Genomic DNA, 18,097 nt, shown 5'->3' on the forward strand with positions numbered 1-18,097 from the left:
CAAACGGCGAGCATTATAGCCTAATTTCGTGATATTGAGCGAGAAGAGGAGAAAAAGCTTATTGTTCCAACTTTAATGCGTGAGAAAAACTTTGTAACCCTTCAACATTACCCATTTTTGCCATAGATTGTAATGCTTGAGTCGGAGCGTGTAATAACTGGTTAGACAGTTTATAGCTCAATTCTTGCAGCACTTTTTCACTTTCTTGCCCTTGTGAGAGAGCTAAAAAGGCTTTTTCGAGCAAATCAAGACGGATTTCTTCTGCATTTTGACGGAAATGCTTAATCAGAGAGGTAGATTGTTGCTGTTTTAGCCATAAAAAGAAGGATTTTGCTTCTTCTTCGATAATAAGTTTGGCTTGTTCGGCAGCCTGCTGGCGTTGAGCAAGATTTTGCTGAATAATATTTTGAAGATCATCAACGCTATATGCATAAACACCATCAAGCTCTCCCACACGTTCATCAATATCACGAGGCACGGCAATATCAATCAATAGCATTGGATAAAAGCGACGTTGTTTTTGAGCCTGTTCAACCATCGACTTATCGATCAGCACATTAGAGCTACCTGTAGAACTGATTACAATATCAGCTTGATTTAAACCAAGCTGTAACGCACTTAACGATAAAATTTGCATTGGGGTATTGAGTTTTTCCGCCAACATTTCAGCACGAATATGCGTGCGATTAGCAACAATAAGATTTTTTGCACCGTGTTGAGTAAGATAGCGAGCAACAAGTTCAATCGTTTCACCTGCACCAACGAGTAAAAAGCGTAGATTGGTAAAATTATCAAAAATTTGACGAGCTAACCCACAGGCGGCATAAGCCACAGAGACGGCACTACTACCAATATCGGTTTCTGAACGAACTCGCTTTGCCGCCGCAAATGTTTTCTGAAAAAGACGAGCAAGATTGGTTGAAATCGTTGTGCCTAAGGAGAGATAAAATTGCTCACTTTCTTGATAAGCCTGCTTTACTTGCCCTAAAATTTGTGGCTCGCCCAAAACTAACGAATCTAAACCACAAGCAACTGACATCAAATGGCGAGCAGCGTCCATATTTTGCTTGAAATAAATGGATTGTTGCAATTCATCATTATCTAACTGATGAATACGAGCAAACCACGTTACACATTGCTCTCGCCAAGCTCTATTCTCAGTACTTTGTTCTTGTGGTGGCACGGTTGGTTGATGAAAATAAAGTTCCGTGCGGTTGCAGGTTGAAAGAATAACAACACTTTGAGCAAGGGATTGCTCATGAATTTGCTCAAATGCGATTTGACGTTTACTCTCAATAAACGCCACCTTTTCACGCAAACCCACAGACGCAGTTTTATGGTTAATCCCCAAAACAAGAATAGTCATTCTTACCCACAAATAAAAATAATTTGGCAATATTGTAAAATTGGAAAGACACATTCTAATCAATCGAACTATTTGGTGCAAATAATTGTCTTGATAGGTTTGATTTATGGCAAACATTAAGATGACAAGCAATGGCTTTGTTAAAAAATTTTGTAAATAGGCGAGGGAAAGAGATAGGCAATACAGTATAAAATCCCCTAAATTAAATAAGAATTAAATCTTAATTAAGCTATAATGTTGCTCGTTTTGCCGCTGTCTATTGATAGTCATTTTTTCTGCTATTTTCCTAGGAGGACGACTTATGGTTGCTATTCGCCATTCTCATCAGCTTGATTTAAATCATTTTGAATTAGCAAGTTGGAGTGCTGGGGTTCAATTGTCGCCGTTGACGTTTGATCAACTTTCCATTGCTTGGCGTTATGTGCAGGAAAAATTAGACACAGATCAATTTCATCTGATGTGGTATAGCCTTGAAATGGTCGAAATTCTGCATAGTTTGAGTATGGACGATGAGAGTTTAATTGCCGCATTGTTGTTTCCTTTAGTTAAGCAAAACATCATCGATCTTGCACAAGTTAAGGAGGATTTCGATAATCGCATTAAAAATTTGGTAAAAGGTGTATTGGAAATGGATAATATTCGCCAACTGAATGCAAGCCACGCTTCTGATACACAAATTGATAATATCCGCCGAATGCTGTTAGCAATGGTGGACGATTTCCGATGTGTTGTGATCAAATTAGCGGAGCGTATTGTCTTTTTGCGTGATGTGGAACATCGAAGCGAAGAAGATTTGGTGCTTGCGGCAAAAGAGTGTTCACATATCTATGCCCCTCTTGCTAATCGATTAGGCATTGGTCAGCTCAAATGGGAGTTGGAAGATTACTGTTTTCGAGTGTTGCACCCTCAATATTATCGCCAAATTGCCAAATATGATCTGGCAGAACGCCGCCTTGATCGTGAACGCTACATTGCAGATTTTATTGAACAATTGACCGCTCATTTATCTCAAACCTTAGAAAACGTGCAGATTTATGGTCGTCCTAAACATATCTATAGCATTTGGAAAAAAATGCAGAAAAAGCAACTCACTTTTGAGCAACTATTTGATGTGCGAGCTGTACGAATTATTGTCCCTAATTTATCGGACTGCTATACCGCTTTAGGGATTGTACACACGCATTATCAACATCTCCCAGAACATTTTGACGATTACATTGCTAACCCTAAATCAAACGGCTATCAGTCCTTACATACCGTCGTATTAGGCAAGGAAAATAAACCGATTGAAGTACAAATCCGTACTCAACAAATGCACGATAATGCGGAACTTGGCGTTGCTGCACACTGGAAATATAAAGAAGGAGCGGGCAGTGTGCGTAGTGGTTATGAAGAAAAAATTGGCTGGCTGCGTAAATTACTGGATTGGCAAAAAGATATTGCCGATTCAAGCGATATGGTTGCTGAAATGCGTTCACAAGTATTTGATGATCGAGTGTATGTCTTTACCCCAAAAGGTGATGTAATTGATTTACCTAAAAATGCCACCCCACTTGATTTCGCCTATTCTATTCACAGTGAAATTGGGCATCGCTGTATCGGTGCAAAAGTCGGTGGAAGAATTGTTCCTTTTAGCTACTTATTACAAATGGGCGATCAAGTTGAAATCATTACCCAAAAAACTCCCAACCCTAGTCGAGATTGGCTAAATCCCAACCAAGGCTTTGTGAATACCCCCCGAGCAAGAGCCAAGATTGCAGCGTGGTTTAAAAAATTAGATCGAGAAAAGCATATTCCAATCGGCAAAGAAGCACTTGAAACAGAAATCGCAAAATACCCTTTTAGCCAAAAGCAGATTGAAGAATACGCACTGCCACGCTATAACTTAAAACACATCGACGATCTCTATGCAGGTATTGGCAATGGCGATATTCGCCTAAACCAATTAATCCACTATTTACAACATAAGTTGATTAAAACCACGGCTGAACAAGCCGATGAAGCTATTCTCAAACAAGTTGCCAATAAGCAACAAACAAACAAACAGACTAAAAATAGCTTTGTGGTCGTCGAAGGCGTAGGAAATTTGATGCATTCTATTGCCCGCTGTTGCCAACCAATCCCTGGTGATGAGATTGTTGGCTATATTACACAAGGGCGAGGCATCTCTATCCATAAATCAGACTGCGATCAACTGTTTGAATTACAAACCATAAATCCTGAACGTGTGGTTGAAGCACAATGGGGAGCAACCTATGCCAATGCAGGGTTTAGTTTGACCTTAAGAATCATCGCCAATGATCGTAACGGATTGCTGCGTGATATTAGTGCAATTATGGCAAATGAAAAAATTAATGTGCTAGGTGTATCCAGTCGCACCGACACCAAACGCAGTATTGCCACAATGGACATTGAAATTGAATTAAATAATACCGATTTACTGCCCAAATTACTCAGCCGAATTTTACAACTTGATGACGTTATCGAAGCTAAACGGTTTTCCAATTAATCAGAAAAATGGTGCAATTTTTTTTGCCTAAATTCACCGCTTATAAATAAGATAAAATATAACAAGAAATATTCTCGTAAGGATTAAAAATGAAAAATGTTGTTATCTTAGGTTCGACAGGGTCAATCGGAACAAGCACACTTTCTGTTATCGATCATAACCCTGAAAAATATAGCGTATTAGCACTGATTAGCGGAAAAAATGTCGCTTTAATGACAGAGCAGTGTCGCCACTATCAACCTCGTTTTGCCGCAATGAACGATGAAGCTTCAGCCAAGCAATTGCGTGAAAATTTACAATCTCTCGGCATTCAAATTGAGGTTCTAGCTGGAACACAAGCTATCTGTGAACTTGCCGCCCACCCCGAAGCAGATATGGTAATGGCTGCCATTGTGGGTGCCGCAGGATTACTGCCTACGTTATCAGCGGTGAAAGCAGGAAAAAAAGTGTTACTTGCAAATAAAGAATCACTGGTTACTTGTGGACAACTTTTCATCGAACAAGCTCAACAATCAAATGCACAATTACTGCCTGTAGATAGCGAACATAATGCGATTTTCCAAGTGCTACCGCCAGATTTACAAAATAAAATCGGTTTCTGCCCGCTTGAAGAGCTAGGCGTAAGCAAAATTATTTTAACAGGCTCAGGCGGTCCTTTTCGCACAAAACCATTGAATGAATTTGCAGCAATTACCCCAGCACAAGCAGTCGCTCACCCTAATTGGTCAATGGGTAAAAAAATATCTGTCGATTCCGCTACAATGATGAATAAAGGTTTGGAATATATCGAAGCTCGCTGGTTATTTAACGCATCAGCCCAACAAATGGAAATTATTATCCACCCACAATCGATTATTCATTCAATGGTACGCTACATTGATGGTAGTGTATTAGCACAAATGGGCAACCCAGATATGAGAACCCCGATTGCTGACACAATGGCATACCCTGACCGCATTTTTTCTGGCGTCGCACCGCTGGACTTTTTCAAACTGAACGAACTGACCTTCATTGAGCCTGATTTTACTCGCTATCCAAATTTAAAGCTGGCAATTGATGCCTTCGCTGAAGGTCAATATGCAACCACTGCAATGAACGCAGCGAACGAAATCGCAGTATCCGCCTTTTTAGCACAAAAAATCCGCTTTACCGACATAGCAACGATCAATCGCACCACCGTTGAAAACATCGCTCCTATCAAAATACGAGAGATTGATGACGTATTACATACAGACAACCTAGCTCGACAAATCGCCGAGCAATTGGTAATGGAGAGCAATATATAAGGGAGAGTAGTACCTAGGTAAATTAGCATAGGTACGGATTTAATCACAATAAGACCCTAAGCCCATTTTTAAAATCTGGGCTTAATAAACAAAAATATAAAATACCAATCTTCTTATTTTCTCCAGGCTCCTCCCACTTCTTTTTCCCCAGCAAGTAAAAATACTGCCAGTGGTTTTTTCAGTAGGTTAAGGTGAAAGCGATTGATAGAGTTTGAATGCTTGCCCATCAGACATACTGGCTAGATAATCGCATAATATTCGAGGGCGTTTTTCTGTTGCGGTTTGTTGCCAACGTTGAGCGACATTGTTAGGTAGCAAACGTGTTGGATCAACACTGAGCATATCGAATAATTCTAATAAAATCCGTTGTCCTCGATATTCTACTCTTTGTGTTTTGGTATCGCAGATGACATAGCGATAGACAAAATTTTTTAATACCTTTAAGACAGCTTGTACATCAGATGGCAAAGTGGCATTGAAACGCAATAGCGGTTCATTAAATTCGTTGTACTCGCCCCAGCTGACATTTGTTACAAAATAATTGACCAATGAGCCTATGACATCTTTTCGTTCGTAGCGGTGTGTTGAAAAGAGTTTTGTTCGTAGTTCAGGAAGCCTTTTTTGTATCCAAGCTGAGCTACAGCTTGCCAATTCTATTTCAGCAAATTGCCAAAGCTGTGGCGTAACCATTCCTCCAACAATCGCATCTTCTAGATCGTGTACGCCATAAGCAATGTCATCGGCCAGCTCCATAATGCTACAGTCAAGTGATTTGTAGCGAGTTTGGTTCGGTAAACTGGGATCATCATTAGGTATCACCGTTTGAAATAGCAGGCGATCGCTTTCACACAGCGGTTCTAGTACCCAATCAAAGAAAATCTTGTCATCACGAAAAATACCTTTGTTGGTGTTTAACTGGTGGAGATTAATAAAACGTCCCTCAGGCAATGGCTTAGGCATTGTTGGTCGAGTTCGCTCAAAGATAACTGGGTATTTCAAAATACCGAGTAATGTTCGTCGAGTTAAATTCATTCCTGTGGCTTCGGTATAAGGCTCAAGTTGCGTTACAATCCGAAAAGATTGAGCATTGCCTTCAAAGCCGCCATATTGCTGCATTTTGTAGTTCAATGCCATTTCGCCACCATGCCCAAAAGGAGGGTGTCCAATATCGTGAGCGAAGCAGAGTGATTCAATTAGGCTACGAGAAGGCAGTAGAGCGGTCAGATCGTCTGCAAATTTTGCACAATTTGATGTGGAACAGACCGCTTGAAAGCCTGTTGTATCTTCTTTCAGTTTGGCTCGTAAGCTACTGCCGATTTGAGCCACCTCAAGAGAGTGGGTTAAGCGGGTGCGATAAAAATCAAGTTCTCCAACGGCGTGGATTTGCGTTTTTGCCTGTAAGCATCGAAATGCTTCTGAGTGCAGAATACGTCCTCGATCACGCTGAAAGGGCGAACGATGATCCCCTTCACGCTGTTTATCTTGTAAGAAACGTGCTGTCCATTGAGATGAAATCATAAGGTCTCTTTATTATTAATGAATGAAGAAATAAACGATGATTTTCCGCTATAATAACGCAATCTTTTTTCTGTTCAATCACTATTCAAATCGTACAATGAAGGAGACGCTATGAATTATTTGGAACAACTTCCCCCTGAACTGAACATCATTCACTACAATGACATTCCTGTGTTAGAAATATCTCACCCCAAAGTCAAGGCAAAAATTTCGCTGCAAGGGGCACAGCTATTAAGCTGGCAACCTGCACAAAGTCAGCAAGATGTGTTGTGGTTGAGTGAAGTTGAGTCTTTTAATGCAGGTAATGCGATTCGTGGTGGTGTGCCAATCTGCTACCCTTGGTTTGGGGGCGTGAAATCGCCTTCCCACGGCTATGCTCGCATTCAGCAGTGGGCATTAGCGGATTATCAAGTGGAGAATGAACAAATATGGCTTGCTTTTGATTTTCAAGATGAAGCAAGATTAGAAATGGTGTTAGGTTCAACCTGTGGACTGACCTTTACACACCTTGCACAAGAACCAGCACAATTGGCTTTGCATACTTATTTTAACGTGGCAAATATCCAACAAGTCTCCCTTGAAGGCTTGCCAACTCGTTGCTTTAATTCCTTAACAAAGCAAGAGGAAACAGTCACCTCACCACGCAAAATCACGGAAAATGTAGATTGCATTTATCCAATCACACAACCGCTGACCGCCACAATTCGTGATTTAGGTTATCAGCGTCATATTCAAGTTGAACATTTAAATGCAACAGACGTGGTAGTGTGGAATCCTTGGCATAAACCAACGAGTGGTATGAGTGAGCAAGGCTACCAGACGATGGTTTGCGTAGAAACCGCACGAATTCACCATTTGATGACACAAGGCGAGCAAGTTAGTGTGAAGATAAGCCTGCAACAAGATTAAGTTATGCTATGATAACACCGATGAAATATCACAATGGGAATTGAATAATCGCTCTTTGCATATTTGCAAAAATTCACCCTAAATAGACCGCTTCTTGAAGCTGTTTTAGACAACTTTTTATGGTAGAAATGGAATGATGACCACTCTTAAAAACGACCGCTATTTAAAAGCACTGCTCCGTGAGCCTGTTGATATGACACCTGTTTGGCTAATGCGTCAAGCGGGGCGTTATTTACCTGAATATAAAGCCACTCGTTTGCAAGCAGGTGATTTTATGTCGCTGTGTCGTAATGCAGAATTAGCGTGTGAAGTAACGCTGCAACCATTACGTCGTTATGCGTTAGATGCGGCTATTTTATTCTCCGATATTCTAACCATTCCTGATGCAATGGGATTGGGATTAAGTTTTGGGGCAGGAGAAGGACCTAAATTTGCTCGAACAATTGAGCGTAAAGCGGAGGTGGATAATCTGCCGATTCCCGATCCAGAAGGTGAACTGCAATATGTGATGAATGCGGTACGGACGATTCGGCGAGAGCTACAAGGAAGTGTGCCATTAATTGGTTTTTCGGGTAGCCCTTGGACACTGGCAACGTATATGGTTGAAGGTGGCTCAAGTAAGGCGTTTACCAAAATTAAAAAAATGCTTTATGCTGAACCTGTGTTATTGCACGCTTTATTAGACAAGCTGGCAGATAGCGTGATTTTATATCTCAATGCCCAAATCAAAGCAGGAGCTCAGGCGGTAATGGTGTTTGATACTTGGGGCGGCGTGTTAGCACATCGTGATTATGAGCAATTTTCACTGCGTTATATGCACAAGATTGTAGATGGACTCATTCGTGAAAATGAAGGGCGTAAAGTCCCTGTTACCTTGTTTACCAAAGGTGGAGGATTGTGGCTAGAAGCGATTGCAGAAACAGGTTGTGATGCTGTCGGTTTGGACTGGACGGTAAATCTTGCACAAGCTCGCCAGCGAATTGGGCATAAAGTCGCTTTGCAGGGCAATATGGATCCGAGTGTTTTATATGCTTCGCCAGAACGGATTGAACAAGAAGTGAAGGCTATTTTAGCGGATTTTGGTCAAGGCTCTGGACACGTTTTCAATCTTGGACACGGTATTCATCAAGATATCCCAACCCAAAGTCCTCAAGTATTTGTTGATGCTATTCATCATTTCTCAAAAGCCTATCATCAAGGTGGAAAATAATGCGAAATCCAATTCATAAACGTATAGAACGCTTTGAAAGCTGGCAGCATTTGACTTTTATGGCGTGCTTATGTGAGCGTATGTATCCCAATTTTCAGCTATTTTGTGAGGTAAGCAAGCAGCCTGAAAATGGCAAAATTTTTCAAAATATTCTTAATTTGGTTTGGGAATATTTAACCGTAAAAGGGGCAAATATCAATTTTGAAAATCAGCTTGAAAAATTAGAAGCCATTATTCCTGATGTGAACGACTATGATTTTTATGGCGTTTTTCCTGCAGTAGATGCGTGTGAAGGATTATCTAATTTACTCCATACTATTATTGCAGGTGAATTTTTGGAGCAAGCGATTAAGTTGAGCCAACTTTCACTGGCAACCGTTGCCACCTATCTTGAAACGCAACAAGATCGGGAACTGAACGAATCAGAGCTAAAGCACTCTGCTGAAATTCAAGATGAGTTAGATCTGCAATGGCAGCTTTATCGCACGCTAAATGAATGCGAATCTCGAGAGGTTGCTCTTATACTTGCTCTAAAAAACCAGTTGAGAGTGAGTGGGGTTAGTAATATTGGGTTAAATATTAACCAATAGGTGTAATTTAATTCATATTTTTTGAATTATTTGTTGGATAATGCGTCTCTTTAGATTAAGCTAGCCACTGCATTTCTGCCAAGAAAAGTTTAGGGCGATATTGCTATTGATAGACTACAAATCTTTAGAGGACAACAACCTATGAACAAAACTGAATTAATTGAAGTAATCGCAACCAACGCAGCATTGAGTAAAAAAGATGCAAAAGCAGCATTAGAAGCCACATTAGACGCAATTTCTGATAGCCTCAAAAAAGGCGGCGCTGTTCAGCTTATCGGCTTTGGTACTTTCAAAGTTAATCATCGTAAAGCCCGTACAGGTCGTAATCCAAAAACTAATGAAGCAATCGAAATCCCAGCAGCTAAAGTGCCTGCCTTCGTTGCAGGTAAAGCATTAAAAGATTTAGTAAAATAATACGCTTTTAAGCTTATAGCTTTGGAAGCCTAGAGAAAATCTAGGCTTTTTTGCATTTATTACCGCTCATTTTTCCGCTACAATGTGAAAGTCTTATCATCGCAAGCGGTCAATTTAATCCAATCTCTTGCAATATTCTTTAATCGGTCATAATAAATACAAAAAGAAATAACATGAAACCATCTATCATTAATAAACTTGACTCTCTAAGCGAACGACACGAAGAGTTACAAGCCTTACTTGGCGATGCTTCTATCATTGCTGATCAAGAAAAATTCCGAGCTTATTCCAAAGAATATGCCCAGCTAGAAGAAGTGGTTGGTACGTTTAACCGCTGGAAAAAACTCAATAATGACATCGAAGAAGCTCAACTGCTCTTAGACGATCCTGATATGAAAGAGATTGCCGCAGAAGAGATTGCTGAAAATCACAGTCAAATTGAACAGCTTGAACAGCATTTACAAATTCTACTGTTACCGAAAGATCCCAATGATGAATACAACGCTTTTCTTGAAATTCGTGCAGGTACAGGCGGCGATGAAGCAGGTATTTTTGCAGGGGATTTATACCGTATGTACAGCCGCTATTGTGAGGGTAAACGTTGGCGGATTGAAGAAATGTCAGCTAATGAAAGCGAGCAAGGTGGTTATAAGGAAATTATTGTAAAAATCAGCGGAGAGGGCGTTTATGGTCAGCTCAAATTTGAGTCAGGTGGACACCGTGTACAGCGTGTACCTAAAACCGAGTCGCAAGGGCGTATCCATACCTCGGCTTGCACGGTCGCAGTAATGCCAGAGTTGCCCGAAAGCGAAATGCCTGAAATTAATCCATCTGATTTGCGTATTGATACTTACCGTTCCTCTGGAGCGGGTGGTCAGCACGTTAATACAACGGATTCTGCAGTGCGTATTACCCACATTCCAACAGGTATCGTGGTTGAGTGCCAAGATGAACGCTCACAGCATAAAAACAAAGCAAAAGCAATGTCGGTACTCGCTTCACGCATTGTGCAGGTCGAACAAGAGCGTCAAGCCCAGCAACAAGCGGATACTCGCCGCAATTTACTCGGCTCTGGCGACCGTTCGGACAAAATCCGTACTTACAACTATCCACAAGGACGTGTAACCGATCACCGTATCAACCTCACAGTATACCGTCTAGATGAAGTAATGAATGGCAAAATTGATGAACTAATCCAACCAATCATTACCGAATATCAAGCGGATCAACTGGCAGCGTTGTCAGATCAAAACTAGGAATACCATATAGGAACAGCATAATGAAAAAAATTCTCTTGGCGAGCGTGGTCAGTTTCGTTTTAACAGGGTTTGCATTTAAACCTTCTCCATCTGCTGAAAAAACAGTGTTACAGAGTAAAGACCTTGTAGGGAAATGGGCGTGTAAAGTGAGTTATCAAGACAAAGATATGCTCGCTTACAATCTACTCCATTTTACCCAAGAAGGTATCGTGATTGATGTGGCGGCGGTGAAACTTCCCATTGAAAAGCCAATACTTGATTATAAAGTTGAACGTAGTGGCTACTGGAGTTTAGCAGGAAACAACCTTAGTTACGTTATTGTAAAAAACAATGTCATTCGTTCGCATAGTGAAAAGGTTAAAGAAGTGTTGCAACAGGAAAAATTTAAAAATGTGAAAGATCTTGAGCAATCCTATTTTGATAATTTACAACGAGGCGAATTTCTTGCGTCCGTTAATTTAAGCTTAACCCAATTTGCTGACAAGCGTTTAACCTTCACTCAGCACTTAGGCGGAAAAAATTATGAGGGCTTTTGCATTCGTGATACTCGCTCAGAATCACAAAAAGCACCGAGTAAAAAGACAAAATAAAAATGTATTCCATCAATGAGACTGCCTCTAAGTGGCAATTCGGTGTTCTTCCTAATTATCTTGCAACTCTTGTTGCAGGTGGCATTAAAACGGCAACTTGCTCAGCGAGGTGCCTTTATACATTAGAGAATGCGGAACTACCAAAAGTTGGACAGATCGATATTGTATTGGATCAGCAAAATCACCCTATTGTTGCTATTGAATTAACCGCTGTTTTAATAATGAAATTTGATGATATCTCAGACGACATTGCTTTAGCAGAAGGAGAAGGAAACATTCTAGAATGGCGGCAAACACATCAAACTTTTTTCCAAACATTATGCCAAAATTTACCTGAAAATTGTCAATTTCAAGGGGTAGAAAATGGCTTTATTACTGGCGATTTTGAGGTCGTTTGTGAGCAATTTAAATGTGTTCATTGGTTTTCCAAAACCTATCAGCAATGGTTGGCATTTGCTGAGCAAACCTTGTTGGAGAAAGGGAATAACCCTTATCAATCACCTAAAGTAGACGCCAATTTATTGCTACAAGCGGTTACAAAACGGTCAAAATCTGCAATTTTTGCCTTTGGTGAAACGGAATTAACTCAAGTAGAATTACAACAGCTTGCTCAACTATTGGCTCGGCGAGCGAAAGGCGAGCCAATGGCGTATATTTTAGGTGAAAAAGAGTTTTGGTCGTTGCCGCTTGAAGTCTCTACTGCAACGCTCATTCCTCGCCCTGATACCGAAATTTTGGTTGAACAGGCGTTAATTTGGGCAAATAAGCGGCTGGAAAATCAAGAAAAATTGCAAATCCTCGATCTTGGTACAGGTACAGGAGCCATTGCGTTAGCACTTGCTAGCGAGCTAGGCGAGAAAGCAGCGGTCATTGGCGTGGATTTTCAGCCTGAAGCGGTTGCACTGGCGAAGCGAAATTGCCAAAAATTGAAGATTAAAAACGCCCACTTTTTACTAAGCAACTGGTTCTCTTGTCTTGAAAATCAGCAATTTGATCTAATTGTTAGCAATCCGCCCTACATTGATAAAGATGATGAAAATTTACAATTAGGCGATGTACGATTTGAGCCACGCAGTGCATTAGTTGCAGAAAAAAAAGGCTTTGCCGATTTGCAAAAAATTATCGAAAATGCACCGCTTCACTTAGCCGAAAACGGAGCATTAATCCTAGAACACGGTTGGCAACAAGCAGGTGGTGTGCAGCATTTTTTTCAGCAGAATGCTTGGATAAATATCGAAACCTTCACCGATTATGGTGGCAAAGAACGAGTAACGAAAGCAATATGGACAGCATTATCAACGAATTATTAACAGAAGTTCAATCTTCTAAAACGAAACCTAAAGATTTACAACAATTCCTCTATCGAGAATTATTGCGTTTAACCTTGCTACTTGATGAAGGTCTAGGCGGAGCAAACATCTCTGGCAAAATGTCCTCATTAGTAAGAAAAGCACGAGCTGCGGTGAATGGGCAAACTGATGCACAGCGGATTGAGCAACTACTTGATTTGATGTATCAAGAATGGGGATTTTGTTGTCATTATGATGAATATTTTTTCTCCGAAAATATCTTCATTAATCATGTACTATATCATCGCCGAGGTATGCCTGTTTCACTAGGAGCCGTGATGCTCTATCTTGCCTCAGCATTAAATTTGCCGCTTTACCCTGTCAATTTTCCCACACAACTCATCATTCGTGCTGAAATCCGTGAAAGTAATGGACGAATGGTACAAAAATTCATCAATCCATGGGACGGCAGTTTTATAACAATTCGTGATTTAGAAAAATGGCTAGAGGGCGATATGGGATACGGTGTACAGGTTACTCGTGATATGTTAAGTCGAGCGAAAGTAGAAGATTTATCAGAACGGTTAGAAATTGTGTTCAAAATGGCATTGGGTCGTGAGGGTAATTATGAAGGAATGCTGAGAATCATTGAGCATCGTCTTGATTGCTCGCCTGATGACCCATATGAAATTCGAGATCGAGGAATGGTATTAGCCAGCTTAGATTGCTATCAAGCGGCACTTGACGATTTTAATTATTTTATTGATCAATGTCCCGAAGATCCTGCTTCCGCCTTACTAAAAGCCGAAGTGCCTTATTTAAAGAAAAAAAGCGAAGAGCATCGATTGCATTAATTTAAGCTCAAACAAAATACAACCTAAACATAGAAAATCATTCAAGTAAAAAGAGAATAACAAAATGACAAATAAAATCGTAAAAATTGGCAATATTGATGTGGCTAACCATAAACCGTTCGCCTTATTTGGCGGAATGAATGTACTGGAAAGTCGTGATATGGCAATGCACGTGTGTGAGAGATATGTTGAAGTAACGCAAAAATTAGGCGTGCCGTATGTCTTTAAAGCCTCATTTGACAAAGCCAATCGTTCATCAATCCATTCTTATCGTGGACCAGGTATGGAAGAGGGATTAAAGATTTTTGAGGAACTCAAAAACACTTTCGGCGTAAAAGTGATTACCGATGTACACGAAATTTCCCAATGCCGCCCAGTGGCAGAAGTGGTTGATGTTATTCAATTACCTGCTTTTTTAGCTCGCCAGACAGATTTGGTCGAGGCAATGGCTCGTACAGGGGCTGTCATTAACGTGAAAAAGCCGCAGTTTTTAAGCCCGAGTCAAATGGGAAATATCGTTGAAAAAATTGCAGAATGCGGTAATGAGCAAGTTATTCTTTGCGATCGTGGAACCAACTTTGGCTACGATAACCTTGTTGTGGATATGCTAGGTTTTAACGTGATGAAAAAAGTATCCAACGGCTGCCCAGTGATTTTTGATGTTACGCATTCCCTCCAATGCCGTGATCCTTTTGGTGCGGCCTCTAGTGGTCGCCGTGATCAAGTAACCGAACTGGCTCGTGCAGGTATGGCGATTGGGATAGCAGGACTGTTCCTTGAAGCCCACCCTGATCCAAATAACGCAAAATGCGACGGTCCATCAGCCCTACCCCTTGCTAAGCTAGACGCTTTTATTTCACAAATGAAAGCAATAGATGATTTAGTGAAGTCCTTTGAATGGATTGATACGTCAAATTAAGGCTAGAAAATAGCTATAGATTGCAAAATGCTTATAGAGGAGGTAGAAATTAGTTGCAAATTTGATATAATCTTGCAAATTTCTATTGCTATAAGAATGAGGAAACGATGTACACTGTGATTAGCAAGCAAGCAAGCAAGCAAGCAAGCAAGCAAGCAAGCAAGCAAGCAAGCAAGCAAGCAAGCAAGCAAGCAAGCAAGCAAGCAAGCAAGCAAGCAAGGTGGTAACACACTAACCTCTATTAGCAAAACAATTTTTTTAAACCTCGCCCACTGCTTTTCATTAAGTATGTGGGCTTTTTGCATTCTCTTATTTCAGGTTTCCTCTCAGAAAAAGCAGTTAATCTGCAGGCGATTTTTCTTTCACTTAGTTTTCTTTCATTTTCTTGTGAGTCCTTGGCTTTTTCTCTGCATTTTGTCTGTTGGACAAAAGAGAATTTCCCGCCTCCATATAGACAGGTCTTCTAAATTTATACAATTTTGATTATCGGAGTTTCATTATGAATAAAATCTTCAAAGTCATCTTCAACCAATCCACCCAAACTTGGACTGTGGTCTCAGAGCTGGCCAAATCTGCCACCAAAGTCAAATCACAAATTACGCTCTTCGTACTTTTTACGCTGTACAGCGAAATGGCGTGGGGGGTAGAAATATTCAATAATAAGGAAGGTAGTGGTAATGCAGATCATCATATTGTTGCTTGGGGAACAAGTAGTTCTGCATTCGCTGGTGCAGTCGCTTTGGGGCATCAGGCTCGTGCAAACATCAGGGAGGGAATAGCTATTGGTTATAATTCAAATATTGCGGGCGATCATACTATGGCGATCGGCTCGGGAGCATCAACAGCATATGATAAATCATTGGCACTTGGCTATAAAGCAAGTGCAGCTTCAGATGGTGGCGTCGCTCTAGGGAGCGAATCAAAAGCAGCAAGATTTTCGCTATATGGGAGGAACGGAGCTGGTATATCAAATAGTAAAATTACAGTGAGTGCTGGTAATCGGGTCAGTCAAGTTTGGGCACCTTCAGGAGTTGATTACAAAGACATTCAAAAAACTACTATTAACACAAAAGGAGCCGTTTCAGTGGGGGTTTCTGACGGAGAGGGTTTTGCATTCACTCGCCAAATCATCAACGTCGCAGCAGGTTCTGCAGACACTGACGCTGCCAATATTGCACAAGTCAGGGCAGTGGCAGGTATTCAGCGTAAATATCAAGGCGATGACAATCGAGCCGTCAGCCTTAATCTTGGCGGAATGCTGAAAATCATCGGTGGCAATACGCAAAACATTACAGGCATAGGCACTAGCAGCTACAAAAATATCGAAACCAAAAGAAATAACAACAACGGCATTGAAATCTATTTAAAAAAAGACATCAAAGTAGAAAGCATTCAGTCTAAAACCGCTGATATTAAACAGCAGCTCTCTGTAGGGAATAATAGTTCTGTTACAATTACAAAGGCTGGCATTGTCGCCCCAAAAATTACTTTTGGTAGCGGACAAAACAGCACCAATGCCCCCTTCTTTCAAGCCAATGGCAACGACATCAAGCTCGGCTTAGGTAATAGCAACACAGCAGTCAAACTTACCAACCTAGCTGAGGGTCAGATTAATCAAAACAGCACCGATGCCGTAACGGGTAAACAGCTGTACGAGGTAAAAGAAGAGATTAAGCAATATCAAGCCAATCCCCCAGGTACGGATTTTAAGGTCGATGCGGATAATGAAGATGAACAAACTCAAAAACTGGGCAAAAAACTCTCTATTAATGGTAGTCAAAATATCACTACCAAAGTATTAAGTAGTGGAGAAAACAATGAAATTATCGTTAATCTAGACGAAGAACTAACAGGCTTGCAAAGTATTGAGACCGAAGATTTGTATGTCAATGACGAATTAGAAGCCAACAATCTGACGGTGAATAAAACCGCGACTATCAAACAGCTTACAGCCACCAAAGGGAATATCTCCAATCTCGTTGCAAACACTGCAGAGATTAAAGAAAAACTGACCGCTAAAACATTGGAAGTCAAAGCAAGAGCCAATATCCACCTTTTAAAATCAATGCTTGGTGAGATTGAAACGGTGGTCAGCCAGTTAGTGAAATCTGACCGAGTGGAAGCCAAAAACCTTAAAGCAACCGAGGCGAAAATCAATACGGCCACGATTGATAACTTGACCACCACCCATACTATCAACGCCCAAAATGGTGTTGATTTGGGTAAGCAGGGTTCTGGCACCGTTGATGGTAGTTCAACCAAAGCCGTTTCAGGCAGTAAGGTGTATGACTTTGTGACGAAGCAAGTGAATAATGTTGGCTTTAAGATTCAAAAAGGCGGTCAGGACGTTTCAACGGTTTTAAAGGATAATATTGTTAATTTTGCAGATGGCACGCTTACCACCGTATCCGTGGATGGGCAAGATAAGACAACCACTGTGAAATACAATGTTGTTACACACGAAATTAGTTCAGACAACCAAGGTAAGGCTCAGTTGCAAGGCAATAGAGCAGACAGTAAAGGCGTAGCCAAAGCCGTTGAGGTAGTGGAAGCGGTAAATAATGCGAGCATATTCCTAAAAGCAAATGAGGAAACAACTCAAGGCGAACGTATCAAAAACGGCGAGTCAATTACGGTGAAACAGGGCAACAACATTGTTGTTGAGCGTCAAGATAGCAGGATTACAGTTAAAACCGTTGATAGTCCAGTCTTTAAGGACATCACCGCAGACAGTCTCACGACCAGCCAGTTAGAAGCCGAAGAAGCAAAAATTGTCAATGCTGAAATCGACGACGTCGATGTGAACACCTTAACGGTGAATGAAAAAGCCAATATCACGAAATTAAACGTCAGCGATTCTGCAAATTTTGAAGGAAAACTAACCGCTAAAACAGCACAGGTAAGTGACAATCTCACAGTAAATGGCAAGACTATCACCAATGAGCTTGAGGTCAAAAAAGGTGCAAAAATTAAGGGTGGTCTAAAATCTGATATGGTTACGACTGATTTCTTGAATGTCAGTCGATTGGCTAATCTCGCAGACACAGTAACAAAAGACCTCATTACCAGAGGTACGGCTGAATTTAAAGGTCCTGCAACTTTCAGAAAAGCGGTACAGTTTGATCGCAATATCAATGTGAATGGTAGTATAAATGCCCAAACGGTTAATGTGGCAGACTTACTCAACGCCGCCAAAGCAAAGATTGTCACTGCGGAAATCACCGATCTTACCACCAAAGCGATCCTAACCGCCGAAAAAGGCGTCCTGCTCAATACAGACGGTTCAGGATCAGGCAATGTGGCGGCTAACGACCACAAGGCGGTATCTGGGGATAAGGTATATAACTTTGTGACTCAGCAAGTGAATAATGCTGGCTTTAAGAT

Annotated in this window: 14 protein-coding genes; 12 read left to right on the forward strand and 2 right to left on the reverse strand. The window is 40.9% G+C overall.

The features are described from left to right. Positions 1-58: 58 nt before the first annotated feature. Positions 59-1,366 carry a glutamyl-tRNA reductase gene (gene hemA, locus EV693_RS06760; protein ID WP_132501604.1) on the reverse strand — a complete coding sequence of 436 codons (1,308 nt, stop codon included), beginning with the start codon at positions 1,364-1,366 and terminating at the stop codon, positions 59-61. Positions 1,367-1,667: 301 nt separating this feature from the next. Here hemA and relA point away from each other — a divergent pair, with 301 nt between their 5' ends. Then, on the forward strand, positions 1,668-3,875 hold the full coding sequence (gene relA / locus EV693_RS06765) for a GTP diphosphokinase (RefSeq protein WP_132501605.1): 2,208 nt from the start codon (positions 1,668-1,670) through the stop codon (positions 3,873-3,875). Positions 3,876-3,964: 89 nt separating this feature from the next. Then, positions 3,965-5,161 carry a 1-deoxy-D-xylulose-5-phosphate reductoisomerase gene (gene ispC, locus EV693_RS06770; RefSeq protein WP_132501606.1) on the forward strand — a complete coding sequence of 399 codons (1,197 nt, stop codon included), beginning with the start codon at positions 3,965-3,967 and terminating at the stop codon, positions 5,159-5,161. Between the two features lie 186 nt (positions 5,162-5,347). Here ispC and EV693_RS06775 read toward each other — a convergent pair whose 3' ends face one another. After that, on the reverse strand, positions 5,348-6,679 hold the full coding sequence (locus EV693_RS06775; protein ID WP_132501607.1) for an anti-phage deoxyguanosine triphosphatase: 1,332 nt from the start codon (positions 6,677-6,679) through the stop codon (positions 5,348-5,350). 111 nt (positions 6,680-6,790) lie between these two features. Here EV693_RS06775 and EV693_RS06780 point away from each other — a divergent pair, with 111 nt between their 5' ends. From EV693_RS06780 to EV693_RS06825, 10 genes are all read left to right on the forward strand, one after another. Then, positions 6,791-7,588: a D-hexose-6-phosphate mutarotase gene (locus EV693_RS06780; protein ID WP_132501608.1), complete on the forward strand. Its 798-nt coding sequence runs from the start codon at positions 6,791-6,793 to the stop codon at positions 7,586-7,588. A 136-nt stretch (positions 7,589-7,724) separates the two neighbouring features. Next, complete coding sequence (hemE, locus tag EV693_RS06785; protein ID WP_132501619.1) at positions 7,725-8,798, forward strand: uroporphyrinogen decarboxylase; 1,074 nt, start codon at positions 7,725-7,727, stop codon at positions 8,796-8,798. Beyond that, positions 8,798-9,388 carry a YjaG family protein gene (locus EV693_RS06790; protein WP_132501609.1) on the forward strand — a complete coding sequence of 197 codons (591 nt, stop codon included), beginning with the start codon at positions 8,798-8,800 and terminating at the stop codon, positions 9,386-9,388. The genes hemE and EV693_RS06790 overlap by 1 nt, the downstream gene beginning before the upstream one ends. 141 nt (positions 9,389-9,529) lie before the next feature. After that, a complete protein-coding gene (locus tag EV693_RS06795) occupies positions 9,530-9,802 on the forward strand; it encodes an HU family DNA-binding protein (RefSeq protein WP_132501610.1) in 273 nt (90 codons plus the stop codon). Positions 9,803-9,975: 173 nt separating this feature from the next. Continuing rightward, a complete protein-coding gene (prfA, locus tag EV693_RS06800) occupies positions 9,976-11,058 on the forward strand; it encodes a peptide chain release factor 1 (RefSeq protein WP_132501611.1) in 1,083 nt (360 codons plus the stop codon). Positions 11,059-11,081: 23 nt separating this feature from the next. Beyond that, complete coding sequence (locus tag EV693_RS06805; protein ID WP_132501612.1) at positions 11,082-11,651, forward strand: hypothetical protein; 570 nt, start codon at positions 11,082-11,084, stop codon at positions 11,649-11,651. Positions 11,652-11,653: 2 nt separating this feature from the next. Beyond that, positions 11,654-12,961 (forward strand): peptide chain release factor N(5)-glutamine methyltransferase, encoded by a 1,308-nt coding sequence (gene prmC, locus EV693_RS06810; RefSeq protein ID WP_132501613.1) that lies wholly within the window; start codon positions 11,654-11,656, stop codon positions 12,959-12,961. Beyond that, on the forward strand, positions 12,934-13,794 hold the full coding sequence (locus tag EV693_RS06815; RefSeq protein WP_132501614.1) for a SirB1 family protein: 861 nt from the start codon (positions 12,934-12,936) through the stop codon (positions 13,792-13,794). The genes prmC and EV693_RS06815 overlap by 28 nt, the downstream gene beginning before the upstream one ends. Before the next feature lie 64 nt (positions 13,795-13,858). Then, positions 13,859-14,713, forward strand: coding sequence for a 3-deoxy-8-phosphooctulonate synthase (kdsA, locus tag EV693_RS06820; protein ID WP_132501615.1), 855 nt, complete (start codon positions 13,859-13,861; stop codon positions 14,711-14,713). Positions 14,714-15,212: 499 nt separating this feature from the next. Beyond that, positions 15,213-18,097 (forward strand): ESPR-type extended signal peptide-containing protein (locus tag EV693_RS06825; RefSeq protein WP_132501616.1); only part of this gene is annotated, 2,885 nt, incomplete at its 3' end.

The sequence above is a fragment of the Nicoletella semolina genome (genome assembly GCF_004345745.1).
In the GTDB taxonomy this organism is placed as follows: Bacteria; Pseudomonadota; Gammaproteobacteria; order Enterobacterales; family Pasteurellaceae; genus Nicoletella; species Nicoletella semolina.